Raw genomic sequence first — 21,447 nt, 5'->3', positions numbered from 1 at the left:
ATTAAGCCCAATAGCAAGCGTCAGGCCAAAAAGCCCTGGCGCTTATTTTTTTGCTTAGTAAGGAAAGTGAGGAGTGAGGGGTGATGGGTGAGGAGTTATTGGTCGTCGGTGGTTGTGACCCCCTGGGTCGTGGGGGGTTAATCAATTATTAATAAAAGGTGCTTTTACAGTTGGCAATTATTCAGCGGCAAATAAATATTAAGATGCCAAAATGAACATATTATTATAGTAAACGGGTAACAAAAGGATTTTAGCTTTTTGCCACATGATAACGAGGAGGGGCCAGGAATTGAACAATTTAAATACCGAAAGCCTCTTTGATGAAGTTTTAAGGGAAATAGCGCCTGAACTTGAGCAGTATTCTAATTATGACCTGCTTATAGGCATCCCTTTCCACAATGAAGTGGAGGCACTACCTTTAATATTGCAATCGGTAGATCAGGTATTACAGTCCTGGATCGGCCGCAGGCAATTAATAGTCTGTGTAGGTGACAACTCGGGTCAGGCAGTTATAGATTCCATAAAAAAACTGGAATTGAAGCACCCACATATTGAGTTCCTTTTACCCCGGGAAATAAGCGGCCGGGGCATGAGCGTCAGGGCCATCATAGAAATAAGTGCGCGCCTGGATGCGGACCTATTGGTTTTCAGCGCCAATATGGCTACAGAGAGGGGGCCGGGAATCGATGGAGCCTGGTTGGAAAGCCTTTTGACCCCCATACAGGGGCACTATGACCTGGTCCTGGGGAGCCTGCGCCGTCACCTGGGTATAGACAGTATCGCTCATATGCTGGCAGCTCCGGTTTTGGAAGCCTTTTATGGCAGCCGGGTGGGCGATCCCCTGGGAGGAACCTATGCCATATCCCACGATTTCTGTGAGGAACTGGCGCATGAAGCCCGTTTCTGGGGTGATAATATCCGGGGCTATGGGGTGGATTTTTGGCTCTTGACCCGCGCTCTTTGCTGGGGCAAGAGTATTTGCGAAGTAAATATGGGAGGAGTTATAAAACCACACAGTCTGGAAACCAGAAATAGGATTTTTTATGATAACCTGGGTACCATATTTGAAGCACTTAGACGGGATAGTGCCATCTGGTTGCAGGATCGCCTGGTAATCAAGGTAGCTGATATTTTAGCTCGTAGTGAAGTAAAGCAGCCCGATTTTGAGAGCTATTCATTTCCCGATCTCTGGCAGAGTTTTCAGGAGGGTTACCACAAATACCGCAGCCTTTTGCATAGCTGTGATCATGAAAAGGAGATCGAAAAGCAATTACAACTGCCTCCGGAAAAATTTCACCTTTCGGATGAACTATGGGTTTCTGCCCTGTTTTCCTTACTCCTGGCCTATACTTTCGATGAGCAAGCAGATCACCGGGAGATTCTGGCGGCTCTGACCACATTGTATAACGGGCGAGTGGCCAGCTATGTCCTGGAAATGCGCAGCTTCAGCGAGCAGCTGGGCTTTCTCACTACTCGCGAAAAGGACGCCATATTAGTAGGTAAGATGGACAATATACGGCAATGCCTGTCTAACCGCTTTTGGCTGCTAAAACCAGAATTAAGCCGGCAATGGCTGCACCGGCGGGAACAGGTCAAACCAGCCATAATTCCGCTAGGATATATGGAATATGTTCCAGGTAAACCCCTGGTAGTTCCTAAAAAAATTCTGGGAAAGGATCAGTGTTTGATTAACACTGATTGTATATTCCGGGAATTGAGAAAACGCTACGAGAATTCCTTTAATGCTTTCCTGGAGCAGGGATTAGCCGTAGATGTAAATGCTCCTCCCCCAACCATCGTGACAGCAGTTAAGGATTTTATGGAGCGGTTGGAACAGAGCCTGGAGGAGCTTTTCCCCGGTGACCTGTATAACGAGCAAGGCTTGGAAGAATTTGTCGAGGCTCTTTTTGCGGTTTTCCCGCAGCATTCCATGTTTACGGTGGGGGAAGACCTCTTGCGAGAAATGCTGGTGCGTTTCCCTCCGGTTAATATAATGATTCCTTTGGCCTGCTACAAACCGGCAGACTTGCTCAAGAAGATGGAGGCGCGTGATGCTCTTACTTATGCCAACCTGGTGGAAGGCCGTTTGTATTCTGACCGCACCCTCTTATGGCTGTTGGATAATTTAAAACCGGAAAGTTTCCACTGGGTGGATATAAAGCCTATCATTTTGAAAGAAGAACTGCACCCGGGGGAGTTGGCCCAGATACGCTTGTCCTATTTAAACCGGGTTACCGGTCGAATTACCATCAAATATCTGGAAGAGGGAAAAGGAGGCAAATATCCTCGTTTAAGGTATTTTACCAGTATTATTCGGCGATTGGCAGTAGCGGAAAATTTTTCCCAGCTATTTCAAGCAATTGTGCGAGAACGAAAAAACCTGGGTCTCAAGGTGGGCTACTCTTTACTAAAGCTACAAAAAGGCGATGAGTTATCGGCCTTGAATATTTTTGAAAATCAACATCACCGCAAATTGGTAGAAAAGCTGAGATACCTGGCCAAAAAGTTATCAGAGCAGGGAAATGAAGAAAAATCGCGCATCTTTACCCTGATGGCTGATAGCTATGGGCTCAGTCAGGTTCTGGAGGATGAAACTTTCCTCACCTGCACAGCCTGGAGCTGGGCCAGTTATAGCTTCAAGGGTGGGATAAAGATCCCCACCCCCATGACTACCAGCGTAGAGAATCGCTGGTTCAATCACGAGTTCCTGGAATTGCTTTACCAGGAACTGGGTTATGACCCGAAAGAAATAACCCAGATCATCTTTCGCCTCATCCAGGCGAACAAGGGCGGTCAGAACCTCCTGGATACCCTCTTGCCCGCTCGACCTCGGGATGTAGCGGTGGTGGTACAGGAAATCACCAATGAGCCCAGTAAATACTTGAAACGATATGAAGGCAATCCCATTCTGGAGCCGATTGAGGAACATGATTGGGAGTCAAAATATGTATTGAACCCGGGAGCTTTGCGGATTAAGGATAAGGTCTATTTGTTTTACCGGGCTGTGGGTAGTGATGGTATCTCGCGTATCGGCCTGGCCATTTCGGATGGTTATAAGGTCTTGGAGCGATTGCCTCGCCCTATTTTCTCCCCATCTACCGCAGAGGAGAAGAGGGGCTGCGAAGACCCCCGCTTAATTATTATAGAAGATAGAATAATCATGCTTTACACGGCTTATGATGGAAATATCGCACAAATAGCTGCCGCTTCTATAAAAGTGGAGGATTTTCTGGCTGGCAAATATGAAAATTGGAAAAGGGATGGCCTGGCTTTCAAGAATATCTGGGATAAAGATGCTATACTATTCGCGGAAAAAATCAACGGCAAGTATGTTATTTATCACCGTATCGAACCCAGCATATGGGCTACTTATATGAAAGAAATAAGTTTTCCTCTGAAAGAAAACCATGCTATTATCATCGGTCCCCGCCCGGGAAGAATGTGGGATTCCCTAAAAATCGGAGCCGGGGCGCAGCCTTTGAAGACCAAATATGGATGGCTTCTGGTTTACCACGGGGTAGACTATAATTATGTTTACCGCTTGGGAGTAATTCTGGTTGATCTAAATGATCCGGCCAAGGTAATTTACCGTTCACCCAATCCCGTTTTGGAACCGGAAGAAGACTATGAAATCGGGTTTTCTGGAGCCTGGGTACCCAATGTGGTTTTTACCTGTGGCGCAGTAGCTGCTACTGATAAGGAAGTACTGGAAGACAATGATGAAATACTGGTCTATTACGGGGCGGCTGATACCAGCATAGGAATGGCCCGGGCTACCCTGGCCGACCTGGTCCCGGAGGTCTTCCGAGTGGAGGTTCAGGTTTAGGTTTTTACAATAAAAATTAAGTTATAGTTAAAGCTGGTTCGATGAGTTCCAGCTTTTTCTTCTTTTATAGCCTCTCCTATTTCATGTTCGGTAATTAAGTTGACTACGCTGCAAAAACCCCTTTTGTTGTTGATGAAAAGTGGGTTAGTAGAAGCTTGAATAGTAAGATGTAGCAGGAAACAAATTAAATTTCTCACTTTACTAATACAATGGTTGAACAATGGTTCAACAATGGTTGCGACTTTTCTTACTAACCACCCATGGCTGTTGCATAGTTGATATCAATGGAAATTGCTGGGCAGGGGAGTAATGTAAAAAAAGAGATATTAAGCAGGAAAAAGAAAATAGAAGAAGAATATGGTAAGGTACTAATTAAGCTTGATTGCTGTCCATGGAGGGAAATAATGGCGGGTAAAACGGAAAGAACTGAAAAGAGTAAGAAAGCCAATACAAATAGCGAAATCTTATTTTATCCAGATGATGAGTTCCGGGAGACCCCAGGTGATAGCTTACGCTTTATGCTGGGGGCTTTCAAACATTCCAGCCAGGCCTTTTTGGCCGTCAATAAGGATGCTTCCTTTAAGGCGGTAAACCAGGCCCTCTGCAATACTTTGGGATATAGCCGGCAGGAACTAAGGTTGTTAAATGAGCGCGAAGATCTTAAAGCAATTATACCTGCAATTATTGCCGAATATGAGAATTCTGGACCAGGAATAAAGAAAAACAAGCTAAATATTGCTGGCAAAAATGGCGAAGATTTAATGTTAAAATATGTGGTTAACCGCAGCAGTGATGGCCGGTATTATTATATATTTGTGAATGATATCAGTGAGCAGGAACAGACCGAAATAAGATTAAGAGAATCGGAGGAGCGCTATCGTTTGATTGCGGATAATGCTTTTGATCTTATTAGCATAATCGATCCCAGGACGAATTGCTATCGATATCTTAGCCCTTCTCATCATAGGATGCTGGGTTATTCACCTGAAGAACTGATAGGGAAAAACTGCTTTGAACATATGCATCCGGATGACCGGGCTCGGGTAACAAAAAAGCTGGAAGAAGGATCAAGAGCAGGTCATGGCCGGGCACAATACCGCTCAGCAAAAAAAGACGGGTCCTATATTTGGCTGGAAGCGATAGGTAGAATAATTTGGAATGAGCATGGAGAAGAAGAAATACTGCTGGTTACTCGTGATATCAGCGAGCGGAAAAAGGCGGAGGAGGCACTTAAAGCATCGGAAGAAAGCTATCGCTATATAGTGGATTCTGCTGCTGATGGAATAACCGTAGTTGATTGTAACAGCTACGGTCCTAAATACACAAATTCCGCCCTGGAAAGAATGTTGGGTTTTTCCAGCAAAGAGTATAGCCAGGTAAACCTTTTTGATCGGGTTCACCCGGAAGACCACGAAAGAGTCTTTAAGGCAGTAAAGGAAGGGGAAAGAACTGGATATAACAGCGCTGAGTTTCGCTATCGTAAAAAAGACGGGAATTATATCTGGTTGGATACCAATGGCAAAATGCTTTACCGGGACGGCCAGGCCGAATGGCTTTGTATATCCCGCGATATCAGCAGCAAAAAACAGGCCGAGGAGGAGTTAAGGTATTCGGAAGAGAGATACCGCATAATTGCTGATAGCTCCTTCCTGATGATTTCCACGTTTTGTCCTGATAAGATGCAATATATATATTGGAATTCCACGGTTTATAAAATGCTGGGTTTAACTGCAGAAGATATATCGGGACGGGATTTATTTTATTGGGTTCATCCTGAGGACCATGCCCGGGCTTGCTCTGCATTTCAGGAACTCCTGGAAAATGGTGAGGGAAGCTGTGAATGCCGGCATCGAAGGAAGGATGGTTCCTATGTATGGATTGAAGTCCAGGGAAAACTTATAAGAAACCCCGCCGGTAAGCTGGAAGTGTTGTTTTTCAGCCGGGATGTGAGCGAACTCAGAGAGGCCCGGGATAAATTGCAATGCCAGCTTGAGGAGCAGCAGGAGTTGATTAACAACCTGAACGAGCTTTTCTATATCTACGGGCCCGATTTTCGCCTGCGTTTTGTCAACCGTAAAACGATAGAATGCCTGGGTTACAGCCGGGAAGAGATGATAGGCAAGTCGATTTTTGATTTTGTCCCTGCAGAAGACCTGGAATTGGTTAAAGCTCGCGTACTAGAACGCGAACATTGTGGGGAGGTAAAAACCTACGAACACCAGGCTTTATGCCAAGATGGTCGAAAGGTACTGCTGCGGGTAAAAGGTTCCTTAATTATGAAAGGAGGTAATCTTGAAGGGGTACAGATCCTGGCCGAAGATATCACGGAGCAGCGCAGGATGGAGAAAGAGATGCTCAGGCTCGCCCAGTTGCAGACAGTGGGGGAAATGGCTGCGGGGATCGGCCACGAAGTAAGAAATCCCATGACAACAGTAAGGGGCTTCCTGCAGCTAATGTCCCAAAATACAGAATTAACCAAATACCAGGCATATTTTGATACTATGTTGGAAGAACTGGATCGGGCCAATTCAATTATTTCTGAATTTTTGTCCCTGGCCAAGAATAAAATGGTAAACCTTCATAACCTGAACCTGAATGATATCATAACGCAATTGTACCCTTTACTTCTGGCTGATGCCATGGTATCTGATAAGTATATTCTATTGGAATTAGGGGAAATCCCTAATTTATTATTGGATGATAAAGAGATGCGCCAGCTTATTATTAACCTGGTTCGCAATGGGCTGGAAGCCATGGAAGGTGGACAGAGTTTGGAGATTAGTACCCGGCTGGAAGCAGAAGAAGTGATATTATCGATAAAAGATCAGGGCAAGGGAATTGATAAAAGTTACTGGGGAAAGCTGGGCACACCCTTTTTTACTACCAAAGATAAAGGTACGGGCCTGGGCCTGGCTATATGCTATAGCATTGCCCGCCGGCACAATGCCAGCATCAGGGTAGACAGCAGCAACCGGGGCACTACCTTCGAAGTCTGTTTCAAAATGGAACTGCTAGAGGGAATATTGGAATTTCAATATTGATATTCCCTTATCTACCCCATTTTCCCTATGAAGACTGGTCAATATCAACTTTCTTCTCGATAAAATTCTCCATAAGTTTATCACTTAACAATAAAGATAAAACCGCTTCCGCTCCTTGGTTCAAATTAACCCCTTCCCGAGTAATAGCATCATAACAGCCGCCCGTTTCTGCATTATAGAGAGATAAGCCATGAATATTATGACCTCGGTACCATTTATGCGCCAGGATGGCCAGCTCTAAAAACTCAATTTCTCCTATGCTTTCATAGGCTTCCATACAGGCAAAAGCAGTAGAAGCGGCATCTACTGGTTGCTGGTCAAAAAGAGCTATTTCTTGATCGCGAAAATACCAGCCATCATTACCTATAATATTGAGATAACCCTGGCGAAAAAGTATACTATTCAAAAAATTAAGGGAGTCATAGCCTATTTTTAGGGCTCTTTTATCAGCAGTTTGCTGGTACAGTGCAAACATGGCCTGGGGAAGAATACCATTGCAGTAAGTAAGGTATTCTTCAAACCACAACCATTTTTGGGAATGTTGCCCTTGATATAGATTGATTAAGAACTCTCCCAGCTTTTTTATGAAATCCTGCTGCCTTGTTCCCAATCCGGACCATTGGCACTTGCACAGGCCAATTAAAGTATAGGCAATAGCCCGGGGTGATTGAAAAGAAAAGGCCCGGGGCAGGTTTCTTAAGAGCATTTCCTGGCATTTCTCACTTATTTCCGGCCAGGGACTGGAACTACCCAGGCTGCAGGCCAGCAGAGCCCGCCCCACACTGTCATCGGAATTAAAAAGGGAAGAGTACTTACCATCCCGCATAAAATTGGACCAGCTTCCATCTTTATGCTGGGATTGATAGAGAAAAGAAGTATAGCAAATGGCATATTCGCGACCTCCCGGCATCTCCATGGCAAGTATCAAGGCCCGGGCATTGTCATCCAGGGTAAAACCGCTGGTAGGATCCGCTGTATCCAGATGAGAAAACTGCAAAATGCCGTTTCCCCGGCTCATTTCTTGCATATGTCTATAGTCTGGCATAACTAATCCTGGGCTCCTTTGTTAATGGAGTCTCGGCTAATAACTTTTCGAACAGGCGAGTGTATTGTTGCCCAACACTGGGCCAACTCCAGCTCTTACCGAGTTTTAAAGCATTATATTGCAGGCTTTGTTTAAGATCCGGGTTTGTAAGAATCCTTTTCATTAGCCCAGCCAGTTCTTCAGGGTCTGCTTCGGCGGCTAAAAGACCTCTTCCACCGCTTAGGAATTCACAAGCATAAGCATAAGAGGTCGATACTATTGCCCGGCCACAGCCTATGGCGAAAGCCATGGTTCCGCTTACGGCCTGGTCCTTATTAGGATAGGGGCTAAGGTAAATATCACTCATATAAAGGTATTCGCCCAGCTCTTCATCACTTAAAAATTTATTAACAAAAACAACATTATGCTCCAAGCCCAGCTTAACTACCATATCTTCCAGCATATGCCGGTATTTTTCGCCTTCCTGCTTCTTTAACATGGGATGAGTCTGGCCTAGGATTAAATAAGTTGCTTGGGGATGTTCTTTTACGATTTGAGCTATAGCCTGGATGCCAAGCTCCAGGCCTTTCCCCGGTCCTATAAGTCCGAAGGTGCTTATTAAATCCCGCCCTTGCAGGCCGTATTTTTCTTTTAAGCTATCTTGTGTTTGTTCTTTGAATTCCGGTACCCCATGAGGTATTACCTGGATAAGCTCGGGTGGAGCTTCATAGAGGTCGGAGAGGAGATGCTCCGAACGCCTGGTCATACAAACGATAGCTGAAGCCCGCGAACAAAGGTAATTTAAAACCTGCTTCTGGCGTTTGGAGGGCCGGGGTAGAACCGTATGGGTAATAAGGACAAAGGGTTTATGCAGGAGTCGCACCAACTCCGCTATATATTCGCCCTCCATACCTCCGTAAATCCCGTATTCATGTTGTATTATTATCAACTCCAGCGGTGCTTTATTTAAATAATTGGCTGCTCGTATATATGACTGTTTATGGTTTTGCTTCAGATTAAAAAGCACTTCGTCTGTATAATGGTATTGATAACTATTATCCGATACGGCCATTACCTTTACTTCATTACCATTGATTAACAGGCTGTTGCGTAAATCCATGGAAAAGGTGGCGATACCACATTGTTTGGGGGGGTAGGTTCCCAGATTGAGTAGGATCATTACTCTACACTCCTTTATTAAACAAAGATACTTATTTAAATCTTCCCGTAATAAACAATTGACTATACCTGATCTTGAAATTCGCTCTTAGGATAATTGTAAACGGGAGTAAAGGAAAACTCGGCCGGGCTTGATTCATCATCCATACCCAGGGATTGCAGGTAGCCAAATAGCTCGGCTTTTATCTGCTCCAGAGCTTCAGGACTATTGCCCTCACAACGAACAATTAATTCAGGACCGGTATTGGAGGCCCTCACCAGACCCCAACCTTGCGGAAATAGTATGCGGGCCCCATCAATTACTATTAATGGGTATTTAAGCTTAAAATATTCCCGTACTTTATCCACTATAAAGAATTTTTCCTCATCACCCACCGGAATTCTTATTTCCGGAGTAGAATAGTAGCGGGGTACATCAGAGAGCATTTCACTAATATTCTTCTCGCTGTGCGAAAGCAACTCCAAAAGGCGGGCGCCAGCATAAAGGGCATCATCAAATCCATAATAATCATCGGCAAAAAACATGTGCCCGGACATTTCTCCGGTGAAAACCGCATTGATTTCTTTCATTTTGGATTTAATAAGTGAATGCCCGGTTTTATATATTAAAGGTTTACCTCCCAGGCGTTCAATTTCATCGATTAATGCCTGGGAACATTTTACTTCTACAATGCACTCACAACCGGGATATCGGGGCAGTATATCACGCCAGAACAGGATCATCAACATATCTCCCCAGATCATATTTCCCCTGGCATCTACCACTCCCAGGCGGTCTCCGTCTCCATCTATACCAATACCTAAATCTGCTCCGGTTTTCTTTACTTCTGCCACCAGGTCCACCATATTTTGGGGGTCTACCGGATCCGGGTGGTGATGGGGAAAACTAGGATCAGAGTCGCAATAGAGTTCGCTAACCTCACAACCCAGGCTGCGAAAAACCTGGGGAGCAAGAGTGGAAGCGGTTCCATTACCGCAGTCAACTACTAGGTGAGCTGTGTTGGGGCCCATTTTAATTTTACTTTTAATCATTTCTATATAATCAGGGATTATGTCTATCGTTTCCAGCTTTCCCCGAGGTCCGGCAAAAAAGTCTTGCCTTTCAATTCGTTGTCTGATATTCTGAATCTCTTCGCCAAAAATAGTATGATCCCCTAAAAGAAGTTTGCAGCCGTTGTATTCGCCGGGGTTATGACTGGCCGTTATCATTATGCCGGCTTTAATATCCAGATGCCGGGAGGCAAAATAAAAAACCGGGGTAACCACCATACCCAGATCAACCACATCACAACCGGAGTCCAGAATAGCTTCAAGCGCTAACTCCCGCAGGTGGGGAGAAGATAGGCGGTTATCCCTGCCTAGGAGGATTTTACTGTGTCCTTTTATGATGGCATGAGTAGCAAAAGCTCGGGCAATGTCCAACATAAGCGAGTCGTTCAACTCATCTGGGACTATTCCTCTAATATCGTATTGCCTAAAAATCTTTTTTATAGCTATTTCCTCCTCAAAGAGTTAGTACGAAAAGTGAGGAGTGAGGGGTAAGGGGTGAGGGTTTTGTTTATTTCCTGCTACATCTTACCATTCAAGCCCCTACTAAATCACTTTTCATCGGTGGTTAAGGCCCCTGAGCCATGGGGGGTATTATGAAGATAGAATTTCTCCTGTTTTCATCAGTGGTTATGGCCTAATTGCTATTTCTTCCTATAAAAGGTCAAAACGCTTCTTTTCCTGCAAGAACTCAACAATTTCGCGTATATCCTGGGCCCTATTACGGTCAGCCACCAGAACCAGATCTTCGCTTTCCACCAGCAATAGATTATCTACCCCGAAGAGTACTATAGTTTTTTCTGTCTGTTTTATAATGCAGTTATTGCTATCAATGAGCAAAACATCATTGCCGTTGCAAACATTGTTTTTTAGATCCGGGAGATATATTTCTGCTAGGGCATTCCAGTTTCCCAGATCACACCAGCCAAAATTGGCCGGAACCACTGCCATAGAATCTGATTTTTCTGCTACTCCATAATCCAGGCTGATTTCGGGGAGCAGGGGATAGGAATCAATGTACTTATCGAAACCGAGGATCAGTTTTTCATATATTTCTGGGAGGTGGGTTTTAAATTGATCACAGAGGGTTTTAGCTTGGCTAATATAAATACCGGCATTCCACATGTGACTTCCTGAAGCCAGATAAGAATTGGCAGTTTCCGGATCGGGTTTTTCGCAAAAAGAATTAACAGAAAAAACGCCGGGGATTTCGCCTATTTCCCACTTGGTTTTCTCTATGTAACCATAACCGGTTTCCGGACGGCTGGGGGAAATGCCTATGGTAGCCAGGTGACCATTTTGGGCGGCCATACAAGCTCGCTGGACGCTGTCGATAAAAGCTTCAGTATCCAATACATGATGATCAGCCGGGAAAAATCCCAGTATCTCGTCTTCCCCCTCTCCATAATAACGGGTTAATACCAGACCAACCGCGGGAGCAGTGTTTTTTCCTTCGGGCTCACTTAAGATTTCAATCTTTTCTTTATCGCTACGCTGCTGTACCAGTTCATTGATACCAGGCAGAAGGCTATCATTGGTAATAATGATCACCCGGCTGGAACCTGCTGTCATCAGTCGATCAATGGTATGATCCAGCATGCTTTTACCATTAACAAATTTACACAATTGTTTGGGTCGTGTTTGTCTGCTTTCCGGCCACAAGCGAAGGCCCTTCCCTCCGGCCAAAACTACTGCTATCATAGGAAACCTCCGTTTACTCCTGACATTAATTCTATGCTTAGGCTTTCCCCAAATATTACCCTGATTTAATTATGCAAGGGCTCAAATCCTTAAGATTTTAGCATTGCAATCTGATTTTTTAGATGGACCGCTCCTTTAACTCTTAACTAGTATGGCTTTTTGTTGAGGATTTTATAACGAGGTGAAATATATTCCCCGCTTCTTTAGGCGGTCGATTATTAACAAAACAGACGGCGGGTTCTAATCCCCTGCCTCGTTGCAGCGCTGTGTTGAAACTGCTTAAGCAGTTTCTTCCGATGCTTAAAATTATCTTTATCGGTGATAATGCTTAATTTAAAAGAGCTCTCCCGGGGAAAAATAGATTAATAGCAGGGAGGTAATTTAATGATTTTAAATAAATTTAGTTTAAAAACTGATAGGCAAGCTGAGGAACCGGTAACATTGAAGGATATTGGCGGTATTTTGCTGGGTTGTTTCATCCTAGCTGCTGCCATACAGGGAATATTGATTCCGGCACAGCTCTTGACCGGGGGAGTTACTGGGATAGCCATTATCCTGAACTATCTAACCTCGATTGACGTTTGGCTATGGTATATGCTTCTTAATATACCCATATTTATTGCCGGGTATCGCCTGGTTAGCCATCGTTTTGCCATTTACAGCTTAATCGGTACTTTTGCCCTTACTGCTTTTTTGGCTTTACTTAAACCCGTCAACCTGGGCATAGAAGAAACTATTTTGGCCGCAATTTTTGGTGGAACTATGGGCGGAATAGGCACTGGTATTATATTTCATAGCAAAGGTTCTTCCGGTGGACTTGATATTATTGCTGTAATCATCAAACGCTACTGGGGTTATAATATAGGGCAAACCTTTTTTGCCGCTAATCTGCTGGTGATTTCGCTTTTTCTCTTATTATCCAGTTTGGAACTGGCCCTTTTCTCAGTGATTGGTATCTATGTTTCATCTAGAATGGTGGACCTGGTAGAATCCGGGCTTAATATTAGCCGGACTGCTATGATCATTTCTAAGCAGCATGAAGAAATCGCCTATGGCATACTGCATAATCTGCAGCGGGGTTGTACTTATTTAAGCGGGACAGGTGCCTATTCCAGTAAAGAGGAAAAAATAATTATGACTACAGTAGGTAAAACGCAACTCCCTCGCTTGAAGGAAATCGTATTTCAGATCGATTCCCAAGCCTTTCTAATCATTAATGAAACTATTGAGGTTTTTGGAAAAGGCTTTAAACCAAGCGGAAGAGAATACTAAGGGGAAGCTTTACTCAGTCTTTTAACTATAACAAATATTCATTTCAAACATTCCTCAGCATGTGCTATAGTTATAGCGATTAAAATTAGCTATTATCTGCTCGTCTTGGCTGAAATAAACGAGGAGTGTTTTTAATGAAATCCATATATTTGGACAATGCGGCTACCTCTTTCCCCAAACCAGAGAGTGTTTATAGAGCGGTAGACTTTTGTCAGCGTAACCTGGGAGGTAACCCGGGACGCGGCAGCAGCCGAGAAGCGCTCAAGGCTGGTTCGCTTCTGCTTGATGCTCGGGAGGCCCTGGCAGCCTTATTTAATATTCAGGATAGTGCTCAAATTGCTTTTTGCTCCAATGTTACTGAAGCACTTAATACCGGGCTTAAGGGTATATTGAAACCCGGTGACCATATAATTACCACCAGTATGGAGCATAATGCGGTAGCTCGTCCTCTCTTTCAAATGTCAAAGGAGGGAGTGGAATGGACGGCAGTAAAGTGCGAACCCGATGGCAGCCTGGATCCGGAAGAACTGCGCCGGGCGATTAAGCCCCAAACACGGATGATTTGTGTTTTACATGCATCTAACCTTACGGGCACCGTGATGCCGGTCAAGACTATTGGGCAAATAGCTCGGGAAAACGGGATATTGTTTATGCTGGATACGGCACAGACGGCGGGAGTATTAAGGATTGATGTTGAGGAATTTAAAATTGATATCTTGGCATTTACCGGCCACAAAGGGCTATTGGGGCCACAAGGGACCGGAGGAATATATCTAAGACCTGGCATTGATATCAAACCACTCAAAGAAGGCGGAACCGGCTCATTTTCCGAATACCTGGAACATCCGGATTTTATGCCGGATCACTTGGAAAGCGGTACTCTCAACACCCCAGGCATAGCGGGTCTCCTGTCAGGGGTTAATTTTATTAGGGAAATTGGAATGGAAAATATCCGTAAGCATGAGCAGGAACTTACTCAGTTGTTAATCGATGGCCTTAAAGAGATACCAGGAATATCGTTGTACGGACCTGATGACATTAACCAGCGGACAGCTGTTTTAGCCTTTAATATAGCAGGAATGGATTGTGGTGAGTTGAGTATGACCCTGGACTATGAATATGGGGTTATAACCCGTTCCGGTCTGCACTGTGCACCCCTGGCACATGCTACACTAGGAACCATTCACAACGGTGCATGTCGTTTTAGTCCCGGCTTTTTTAATACCAAAGAGGAAATAGAAGCGGTAATAAAAGCCGTTCATAAGCTGGCTCGTAGGAACTAATAAAAAAAAGAAACCACCAGCAAATTGCAGGTGATTTCGATTAAATATTAGATATAATAGCAAAAGATTCGTAAGGACTACATTCTATACAATAAAATAAAATGATTATTTTAAAATGGGTCCAGGCAGTGGCAACACTGCTCTACCAAAAGCGGTATTGAGTATTATAGCTGCAGCCAGATAGATGGCTAAAAGTCCACCTGCCAGGAGGAAGTTTGCCGCTATAGGACCATAAGAATGGCTCAGCCATCCAATGTCCATAAAAGCAACAAAGAATACACCTATATCCAGAATCAAGACTATCAGGCTCATTACCAGAGGAGATTGCTTAAGATAGGCCGGGGTCCATAAAATAAGGGTGAGCCAAAGAACCATCCAGGCCCAGCCATCAATATGGGCATCCATGGCCCAACCGTTCACAGCTGCGAAATACTTGAGGATAAACTCCAAGCCACCTACCAACATGAAAAAGGCCGAGAAAAACAGGAACACGTTACCACCTGTAGTCGATCCCTCTTTTAGCTCGATTACGGCAACTGTAAACTGAACAACAAAGCCACCTAGCAACCATATTCCCATCAGGGGAATACAACTATGATCGACTGTTCCTGAGAGCACCGCATAAAAAACAAAACATGCTATTCCTAGAGCTACCAACCCTGCCGGTGCCGGATTTGCCCAACCACCATTTCCTGACATTAAAAACTCCTCCTTTTTATAATGTTCATCTTTGCTTTATATTCCTCAAAAGGAAAGGTATTCTAGAAATCACCTCCTTGGGAAGAATTTGCTCTAAGGTGTTGAAGGTAAGCCTTCGCCTTGAAGCCAGTAACAAAAAGAAAAATGATGATTGGGTTGAGATTATTTAATACTGCTTAAAATCTGGTGATACTGGTGATGGATATAGAGTTGATTTGCTTTTGAGAAAGAAAATGGAATGGGTTATTATTTCATATAGATATGATAGAAAATAAAAAGGGCAGTTTCTGCAACTCCTTGATTACTTGGGAATCGGCCTGCCTTCTATTGTAGGTAATATACATAGAAGAAAACTCCTCCTCAGATTTTGTCCTTAATCACCTTATATAGGTTAATGCTTGGAAAACCTTGGTAGCAAAATCAGGCACTTTGTCTCTCTCTATAAGATATTCGTAGTGCTTTCATTGTATGAAGAACTAGCGTAATTTGTCAATACTATTATCCTGAATTTTTAAAAAATTTGCAATATTCGTCCATGCGTTGGGAAAAGGTTAAGGATTATGTAAAGCTTATTTTTATCAGTATAATTGCAAAATAGATAGTAAAATACAGATAAAACTTAAGTAAGTATATACCGTTTTATTAGGCTATCAAATATACTTAAATAAGCTTGATTACTCCAAACCCTTTATTATCTTAAGGAGGTTAAAATTTGTTTCCCCAAAGTAACGAACTTGAAGCTTATATTTGCCTAATAGCTGGCGGCAGCCGGGGGATTGGTGCTGCTATTGCGCGGGCGGTTGCGGCTAGGGGAGCGAGTGTAATTATTAACTACCGTTCTTCGGAATTGGAGGCCCTGCGCCTGGCTCGCGAATTGAGAGAGAAAGGCGCTGGGGTTTTGGCGATAAGAGCAGATTTGAGCCGGGAAAACGAAGTGGAAAGGATGTTTACCCGTATTGAAGCCGAAATGGGAAATGTGAATGCCCTGGTATATAATGCTGGCATTTCCCAAAGGGGATTGCTTATTGAATGCAGTGAGGAACAGTGGGATCGTGTTATGGATACCAACTTGAAAGGAGCTTTTCTATGTTGCCGCCGGGCACTTCCCTATATGATTAGAGAACGTTTTGGCAGAATAATTAATATCGCTTCTGTACTGGGAATAACCGGTGCCTCTTATGAGTCCATATATTCTTCTGCCAAGGGAGGCTTAATTGCTCTTACCCGCTCGTTGGCTCAGGAAGTTGGGCCATCGGGAATTACTGTAAATGCTATTGCCCCCGGGCCGATCTTTACAGATATGTTGCGCGAGGAACTTGATGAAGATGAAATGGCTGATCTGACCCGAGAGATACCAGTCGGCCGGTTGGGTTGTCCCAAAGATGTCGCTGCCGCTTGTGTTTTTTTACTGGGACGAGAAGCTTCGTTTATCAATGGCCATATACTTTCGCTTGATGGTGGATGGAAACCATAAACGGTGCCAGGCAGTGCGGCCGAGCTAGGCTGCATCATATAACGGGTGGGAATCCCGTCCGGTAAGGTTAGCCAACCGCCGGTAATTAGTCTTGGAGGGCAGAGGGTAACCGCTGTCTTTAAGCGTAGACAAACAAGCAAACGGGCCGAAAGCAGTAGCTGAAGGTGTTGAGCCCCGAAATACCGAACATGGGAAGGCAGATGCTATTGCCTGAGCAGAATGCAACATCCTGGAAGTCGATAAGGCTAGACGACAGGACTTCCCCGGGGTCGGAGGCCTCGGCACGTTTGACATCGTTATGATGTAGTAACTCGGGAGATCCTATTTTCTCTTCTCCAGCCACGGAGGAGTATGACCGACAAGTGATAATAAGCGAGGGAGTCAAATGGGAAATAGGAAGTCGGATCATTGCGTAATACTGATGATAACGGGTAATGCCGGAGGAGGGAAGGCAATGACACAATGGAGCCCTTACAGGGGACACATTTACCACACCGGAGGTGGAGACAAAGTTAAATGGAAACAGGACTTGTAAGGATAGCAGAGATAGCTAGACAGAACCCGAAAGAACGATTCACAGCCTTGATACATCATATCAATCATGAAACACTGAAAGAGTGTCATCTAGAGATCAGTGGATCAAAGGCAAGTGGAGTAGATCAGGTGACAAAACAAGCGTACGAGGAAAATCTTGAAGCCAACATAGCAGACCTGATCGGAAGAATGAAGCGGCAGGCGTATAAACCCCAGCCAGTGCGAAGGGTATATATCCCTAAAGAAGGCAGCAACAAAAGGCGGCCCCTGGGAATACCTAGTTATGAGGATAAACTAGTGCAGAAAGGACTTGCAAGGATACTCAATACAATCTATGAGCAAGATTTTCTGGACTGTTCCTTTGGATTCAGACCTGGCAGAGGCTGTCACGATGCATTAAAGGTACTAAATCACATCATTGAGAGAAAGAAAGTAAACTATATAGTCGATGCAGACATCCGCGGCTTCTTCGATCACGTCGATCATGAATGGATGATGAAATTCTTAGAATTGCGCATAGCTGACCCTAATTTACTGCGCCTGATTAAAAGGTTTCTTAAAGCAGGGGTAATGGAAGCAGGAATCGTGTACGACACACCTAAAGGAACACCACAGGGTGGTATAGTATCACCAATACTTGCGAATATATATTTACATTATGTGCTGGATCTATGGTTTGAAAAGGTAGTAAAGAAAAGGTGTCAAGGTGAAGCATACTTGGTAAGATATGCCGATGATTTTGTGTGCTGTTTTCAGAACAAAAGCGATGCGGAATGGTTCTATGCGAACCTGCGGGAAAGACTGAACAAGTTCAATCTGGAAGTAGCAGAGGAGAAAACCCGTATTATAGCTTTTGGGCGCTTTGCAGATAAAGAGAGTAAAAAGCAAGGAAGGAAGAAACCAGATACATTTGATTTCCTGGGGTTTACTCACTACTGCAGTAAAAGCAAGAAAGGCTGGTTTCGGGTAAAACGGAAAACAAGCCAAAAGAAATATCGAAGCAGTCTGCTTAAATGCAAAACATGGCTTAGGAAGCACCTAATTTCACCCACGGATTATGTAATAGAGATGTTACAAATTAAACTGCAGGGATACTACAGATATTACGGAATAACAGATAACTCCACGGCATTAAGAAACTTTTGTGACAAAGTACGAAGAATGTTATTCAAATGGTTCAACCGCCGTAGCCAGCGCAAAAGCATGAACTGGGATAAATATGTACGCTTTCTTAATAAACACCCGTTACCAAAGGGAAGAATTTATGTAGATATATATGACGTAAGGCCCGAGCTGCTGAGTTATCTAAAGTGAATGACATTGTGAGGAGCCGTGTGCGTTAATTGCGCAAGCACGGTTCTGTGAGGAGCATAATGCCAATCAGCCATGGAGCAAATATTGTGACACTCTCAGAGGAAACGGAGAGCAACAGATTAACACAAAGCGTCTCCTAAAGCTGAAAGGCATATGTTTACTCGACCTTAAGTTGTTAAGTTATTAACCAAGGGTTATATATTTTCACCGGTTTTCCTCGCCTGGTAGCGAAGCTTTGCCCTGAAAAACCGGCTGGCTATATGTATCATTTATTTCTACCACATATATGCTGCGGGGTCGTAAAGCTGGGACCGGGAAGCTTACCTGGCAACTCAAACGCTCCACCCGCTTGATACGCTCATGCAACAAAAATTTCCAATCACGAAAACTATCCTCATTCATTACCATTATTAGCTGCTGCTCGTGCTCGGGATAGAGAGTAGCAATACCGGGGTATCTATTAATATCGTTATCACCGCTTTTCTTACTGTCCAACATCTGGTAAGGGTGTTCTAGAAAAGTTAATAAATAGGGCAGGGGCTTGTTTTCCAGGGGCAATTTATCATCTATTAAAACTATACTTTCATGCCCCTGTGACATTTGGCGGGTCAGCTTGACTACTTCCAGAGCCAGGCGGTTTGATTCATTGGTATTGATCCTTTCGCTGCAATAGGAGTAATAGGGGAATAGCTGGGCAGTGGCCAGAAACAGTATCAGTGTAGCTGTGATGATATTTACTGCTTTTTTCTGGCTGGTCCTACTCTGTATTTTACGGATAATTTGGACCAGGCCATAAGCAAGCAGGATGAGGGCACAAATAAGCAGGGGCATTATATAGCGGGTAGCCAGGTAGAATACATAGCGTTTGTTAAATAAAGGTATTATGAGCACTCCCCCCAGGAGCAGCCAAAAGGGGAGCCCCTTTTTTGCTTTAATGGAAAAATAAGCCCCGGTGCCGATCAAAAACAGGGATAAAATAAAGAGGGGATGAAGACTATACTGCCAAAGCTCTCCATAGTTCCGGTAAATGGAAGTGACTGAACGAATCAATTCAACTAATAGTTGGGCCATATTATGCAAGTAAGAATCAATACTAAGATTCTGCTCCAGAGCATAGGATTTGTTGCTTAGCCATTTGAAACTTCCTCCAAAAGACAGCAAATTATAGTAAACCATATTGACGTAGCCAAAGAGGAAAGAGAGAGCAGCAAGCAGGTAGTAGCGGAATGGTATAGCAAAATTCCGAAAATTGGCAGCCAAATAGACCACTATTACCAACAGGTAAATAATTACCGAGGAGTGGGTCTGCAAGGTGGTTGCCCAAAAAAAGGCGGCCAGGACCAAAAGTCTACCGCTTTTCTCTTGTTCAGATTTGAGCGTTACCAGCAGAGCCAGGGTAAAGAAGAAGGGGGTGGTGCAGTTGGCCCAGGCCATGTGGCTAAGCAATATATGCATTCCATTGGTCAGCAAAAGAAGGGCGGCGATCAACCCACTGCTCTCACCAAATAAATGCTTCCCCAAGCGATATACCAAATAGACAGAGAGGGAGGAAGTAATAGCAACATAGAGCCGGGGCCAGTATATATTGGGCCCCATAATTTTAAAAATAGCGGCCAGAATGTAGTTGTGCATAGCCCCGATATCATGGGCGGCGTTATGAAGAGGCCAGGCCTGCCCGCTATAAATAAGATAAGCCAGTTGAACCTCTTTTAATTCATCAATAAATCGGGGGAACTCCCATAACCAGGGAAGACGAATTGCCAAGGCCAGCAGGAATAGGGTCATAGCCAGCAGGGCCGGTTTCCAGGGCCATTGGACAGTAGGCAAATCATAACGGTTAGTCATTAATGCTATCTTCAGACGGAATAAATCCTGGGCCATTTGCAGGGGAGTCAGAATACGGTTTACGCTGCTACCCGGGCAGTCTATAGCTTCAACCGCTTGTTCACATATTTCCAGCTTCAGAACTCTAGCCAGAACCAGGAGTTCAACATCAAAAGCGAAACCCTTCAAGCGCTGCCGGGTAAACAACTTTTGGGCAGCTTCCCGTTGAAAGCCTTTCAAACCACATTGAGAATCAGTGATACCCGGAAGCAAAAGAAATTGAACCAGGCGGTTGAAGCCTCGGCCCATTAAGCCCCGCAGCTGTGACTCGCCTTCCAGCCGAGCACCTGCTGAAAAATTACGCCGGGCTATAACTATTTGCGAACCTGAGCGGAGCTTATGTAGCATTTGCTCTATATGCTTGGGAGTAAAGGTATGGTCTGCATCGGTATATAGCAGGTATTCCCCGCGAGCTGCCAGCATTCCGGTTTGTACTGCCTTGCCCTTGCCCTGGTTGCAGTTATAACCCAGGCAGCGGATACAGGAATTCTTCTCGGCTAAAGAACGGGCAATTTGTCTGGTATGGTCATTGCTCCCATCATCAACTACGATAATTTCCACGGGAAAAAGCCCAGGCAGCAAATCGGCCAGTTCTTGCAGGCGAGCCGGGAGCCGCTTGCTTTCATTGAAGGCAGGAATAACCACGCTGGTCAATCCGGACACATAATCCTCGCTGAAGCTGACCTTGGCACTGCTGTCCCGGCTAAAGACCCAGCTGCGGTAAGCCCAAAAATTCCACCCGGCGGAAAAGATGGTTCCCAGTATCTTGGCGGCATTAAGGTAAAGGTAAGAAGTTGTATGAACCCGGCTGAGAACCGAGGATAGTAAAAAGACGGTAGTAGTATTTATGGCGGCTCCGGTCAGGGAAGCCAGCAAAAAGCGCCGGAACTGATGCCGGCCCTTCCCGCCGGAAGAGGCGAAGGTCCAATGGCGATTCAGGAAGAAACTGTTGATTATTGCTAAAGAAACTGATAATAAGTTTATGAAACTTATGGTTAAAGTATCTGTGGCTCCCCACAGCCAGATAAGCAGGTTGAATACTCCAAAATCCACCAGGGTATTGAGCAAACCGGTAACAGCGAAACGAAATAATTGAAGCAGCAAGTGCAAAACCTCTTTTAATACCAAACTGGATTTAGTATTTGCACTTACCGGGAAAATATTACATA

12 protein-coding genes are annotated in these 21,447 nt (G+C 44.4%); 6 read left to right on the top strand and 6 right to left on the bottom strand.

The features are described 5' to 3' along the window. Window positions 1-289 precede the first annotated feature (289 nt). Complete coding sequence (locus SWOL_RS13685; RefSeq protein WP_011641309.1) at window positions 290-3,826, top strand: glycoside hydrolase family 130 protein; 3,537 nt, start codon at window positions 290-292, stop codon at window positions 3,824-3,826. A 284-nt stretch (window positions 3,827-4,110) separates the two neighbouring features. Next, a complete protein-coding gene (locus SWOL_RS13680; RefSeq protein ID WP_242649403.1) occupies window positions 4,111-6,867 on the top strand; it encodes a PAS domain-containing sensor histidine kinase in 2,757 nt (918 codons plus the stop codon). A gap of 25 nt (window positions 6,868-6,892) precedes the next feature. On the opposite strand, the gene SWOL_RS09900 is transcribed toward SWOL_RS13680, so the two are convergent. The 4 genes from SWOL_RS09900 to SWOL_RS09885 form a co-directional block, all read right to left on the bottom strand. Then, window positions 6,893-7,912, bottom strand: coding sequence for a hypothetical protein (locus SWOL_RS09900; RefSeq protein ID WP_011641307.1), 1,020 nt, complete (start codon window positions 7,910-7,912; stop codon window positions 6,893-6,895). After that, a complete protein-coding gene (locus SWOL_RS09895) occupies window positions 7,899-9,071 on the bottom strand; it encodes a glycosyltransferase family 4 protein (RefSeq protein WP_011641306.1) in 1,173 nt (390 codons plus the stop codon). The genes SWOL_RS09900 and SWOL_RS09895 overlap by 14 nt, the downstream gene beginning before the upstream one ends. Window positions 9,072-9,133: 62 nt before the next feature. Beyond that, complete coding sequence (locus SWOL_RS09890; protein WP_341271094.1) at window positions 9,134-10,552, bottom strand: phosphomannomutase/phosphoglucomutase; 1,419 nt, start codon at window positions 10,550-10,552, stop codon at window positions 9,134-9,136. 219 nt (window positions 10,553-10,771) lie between these two features. Further along, the gene (locus SWOL_RS09885) at window positions 10,772-11,818 is read right to left on the bottom strand and encodes a mannose-1-phosphate guanylyltransferase (RefSeq protein ID WP_011641304.1); all 1,047 of its coding nucleotides are present in this window, start codon (window positions 11,816-11,818) and stop codon (window positions 10,772-10,774) included. A gap of 384 nt (window positions 11,819-12,202) precedes the next feature. Between SWOL_RS09885 and SWOL_RS09880 the strand changes: the two genes are divergently transcribed. Beyond that, the gene (locus SWOL_RS09880; protein ID WP_011641303.1) at window positions 12,203-13,090 is read left to right on the top strand and encodes a YitT family protein; all 888 of its coding nucleotides are present in this window, start codon (window positions 12,203-12,205) and stop codon (window positions 13,088-13,090) included. Window positions 13,091-13,224: 134 nt separating this feature from the next. Further along, on the top strand, window positions 13,225-14,373 hold the full coding sequence (locus tag SWOL_RS09875) for an aminotransferase class V-fold PLP-dependent enzyme (RefSeq protein WP_011641302.1): 1,149 nt from the start codon (window positions 13,225-13,227) through the stop codon (window positions 14,371-14,373). 105 nt (window positions 14,374-14,478) lie between these two features. Here the strand turns inward: SWOL_RS09875 and SWOL_RS09870 are convergent, their stop codons facing one another. Next, window positions 14,479-15,072, bottom strand: a complete 594-nt coding sequence (locus SWOL_RS09870; RefSeq protein ID WP_011641301.1) for an acetate uptake transporter family protein — start codon at window positions 15,070-15,072, stop codon at window positions 14,479-14,481. A 712-nt stretch (window positions 15,073-15,784) separates the two neighbouring features. Between SWOL_RS09870 and ymfI the strand changes: the two genes are divergently transcribed. Together ymfI and ltrA are read left to right on the top strand one after the other, a co-directional pair. After that, window positions 15,785-16,546, top strand: a complete 762-nt coding sequence (gene ymfI, locus SWOL_RS09865) for an elongation factor P 5-aminopentanone reductase (protein ID WP_011641300.1) — start codon at window positions 15,785-15,787, stop codon at window positions 16,544-16,546. A 516-nt stretch (window positions 16,547-17,062) separates the two neighbouring features. After that, window positions 17,063-18,394 (top strand): group II intron reverse transcriptase/maturase, encoded by a 1,332-nt coding sequence (gene ltrA, locus SWOL_RS09860; protein ID WP_011639611.1) that lies wholly within the window; start codon window positions 17,063-17,065, stop codon window positions 18,392-18,394. A gap of 204 nt (window positions 18,395-18,598) precedes the next feature. On the opposite strand, the gene SWOL_RS13675 is transcribed toward ltrA, so the two are convergent. Then, window positions 18,599-21,406 carry a glycosyltransferase gene (locus tag SWOL_RS13675; protein ID WP_207635287.1) on the bottom strand — a complete coding sequence of 936 codons (2,808 nt, stop codon included), beginning with the start codon at window positions 21,404-21,406 and terminating at the stop codon, window positions 18,599-18,601. Window positions 21,407-21,447: the final 41 nt, after the last annotated feature.

The sequence above is a fragment of the Syntrophomonas wolfei subsp. wolfei str. Goettingen G311 genome, assembly GCF_000014725.1.
In the GTDB taxonomy this organism is placed as follows: domain Bacteria; phylum Bacillota; class Syntrophomonadia; order Syntrophomonadales; family Syntrophomonadaceae; genus Syntrophomonas; species Syntrophomonas wolfei.
This window is presented reverse-complemented; position numbering and strand designations above follow the sequence as displayed.

Bases quoted from the DNA above. Each gene is read 5' to 3' on its own strand.
- SWOL_RS13680 (WP_242649403.1), top strand. From the start codon at position 4,111: ATGGAAATTGCTGGGCAGGGGAGTAATGTAAAAAAAGAGATATTAAGC.
- SWOL_RS09900 (WP_011641307.1), bottom strand. From the start codon at position 7,912: ATGCCAGACTATAGACATATGCAAGAAATGAGCCGGGGAAACGGCATT.
- SWOL_RS09895 (WP_011641306.1), bottom strand. From the start codon at position 9,071: ATGATCCTACTCAATCTGGGAACCTACCCCCCCAAACAATGTGGTATC.
- SWOL_RS09885 (WP_011641304.1), bottom strand. From the start codon at position 11,818: ATGATAGCAGTAGTTTTGGCCGGAGGGAAGGGCCTTCGCTTGTGGCCG.
- SWOL_RS09880 (WP_011641303.1), top strand. From the start codon at position 12,203: ATGATTTTAAATAAATTTAGTTTAAAAACTGATAGGCAAGCTGAGGAA.
- SWOL_RS09875 (WP_011641302.1), top strand. From the start codon at position 13,225: ATGAAATCCATATATTTGGACAATGCGGCTACCTCTTTCCCCAAACCA.
- SWOL_RS09870 (WP_011641301.1), bottom strand. From the start codon at position 15,072: ATGTCAGGAAATGGTGGTTGGGCAAATCCGGCACCGGCAGGGTTGGTA.
- ltrA (WP_011639611.1), top strand. From the start codon at position 17,063: ATGGAAACAGGACTTGTAAGGATAGCAGAGATAGCTAGACAGAACCCG.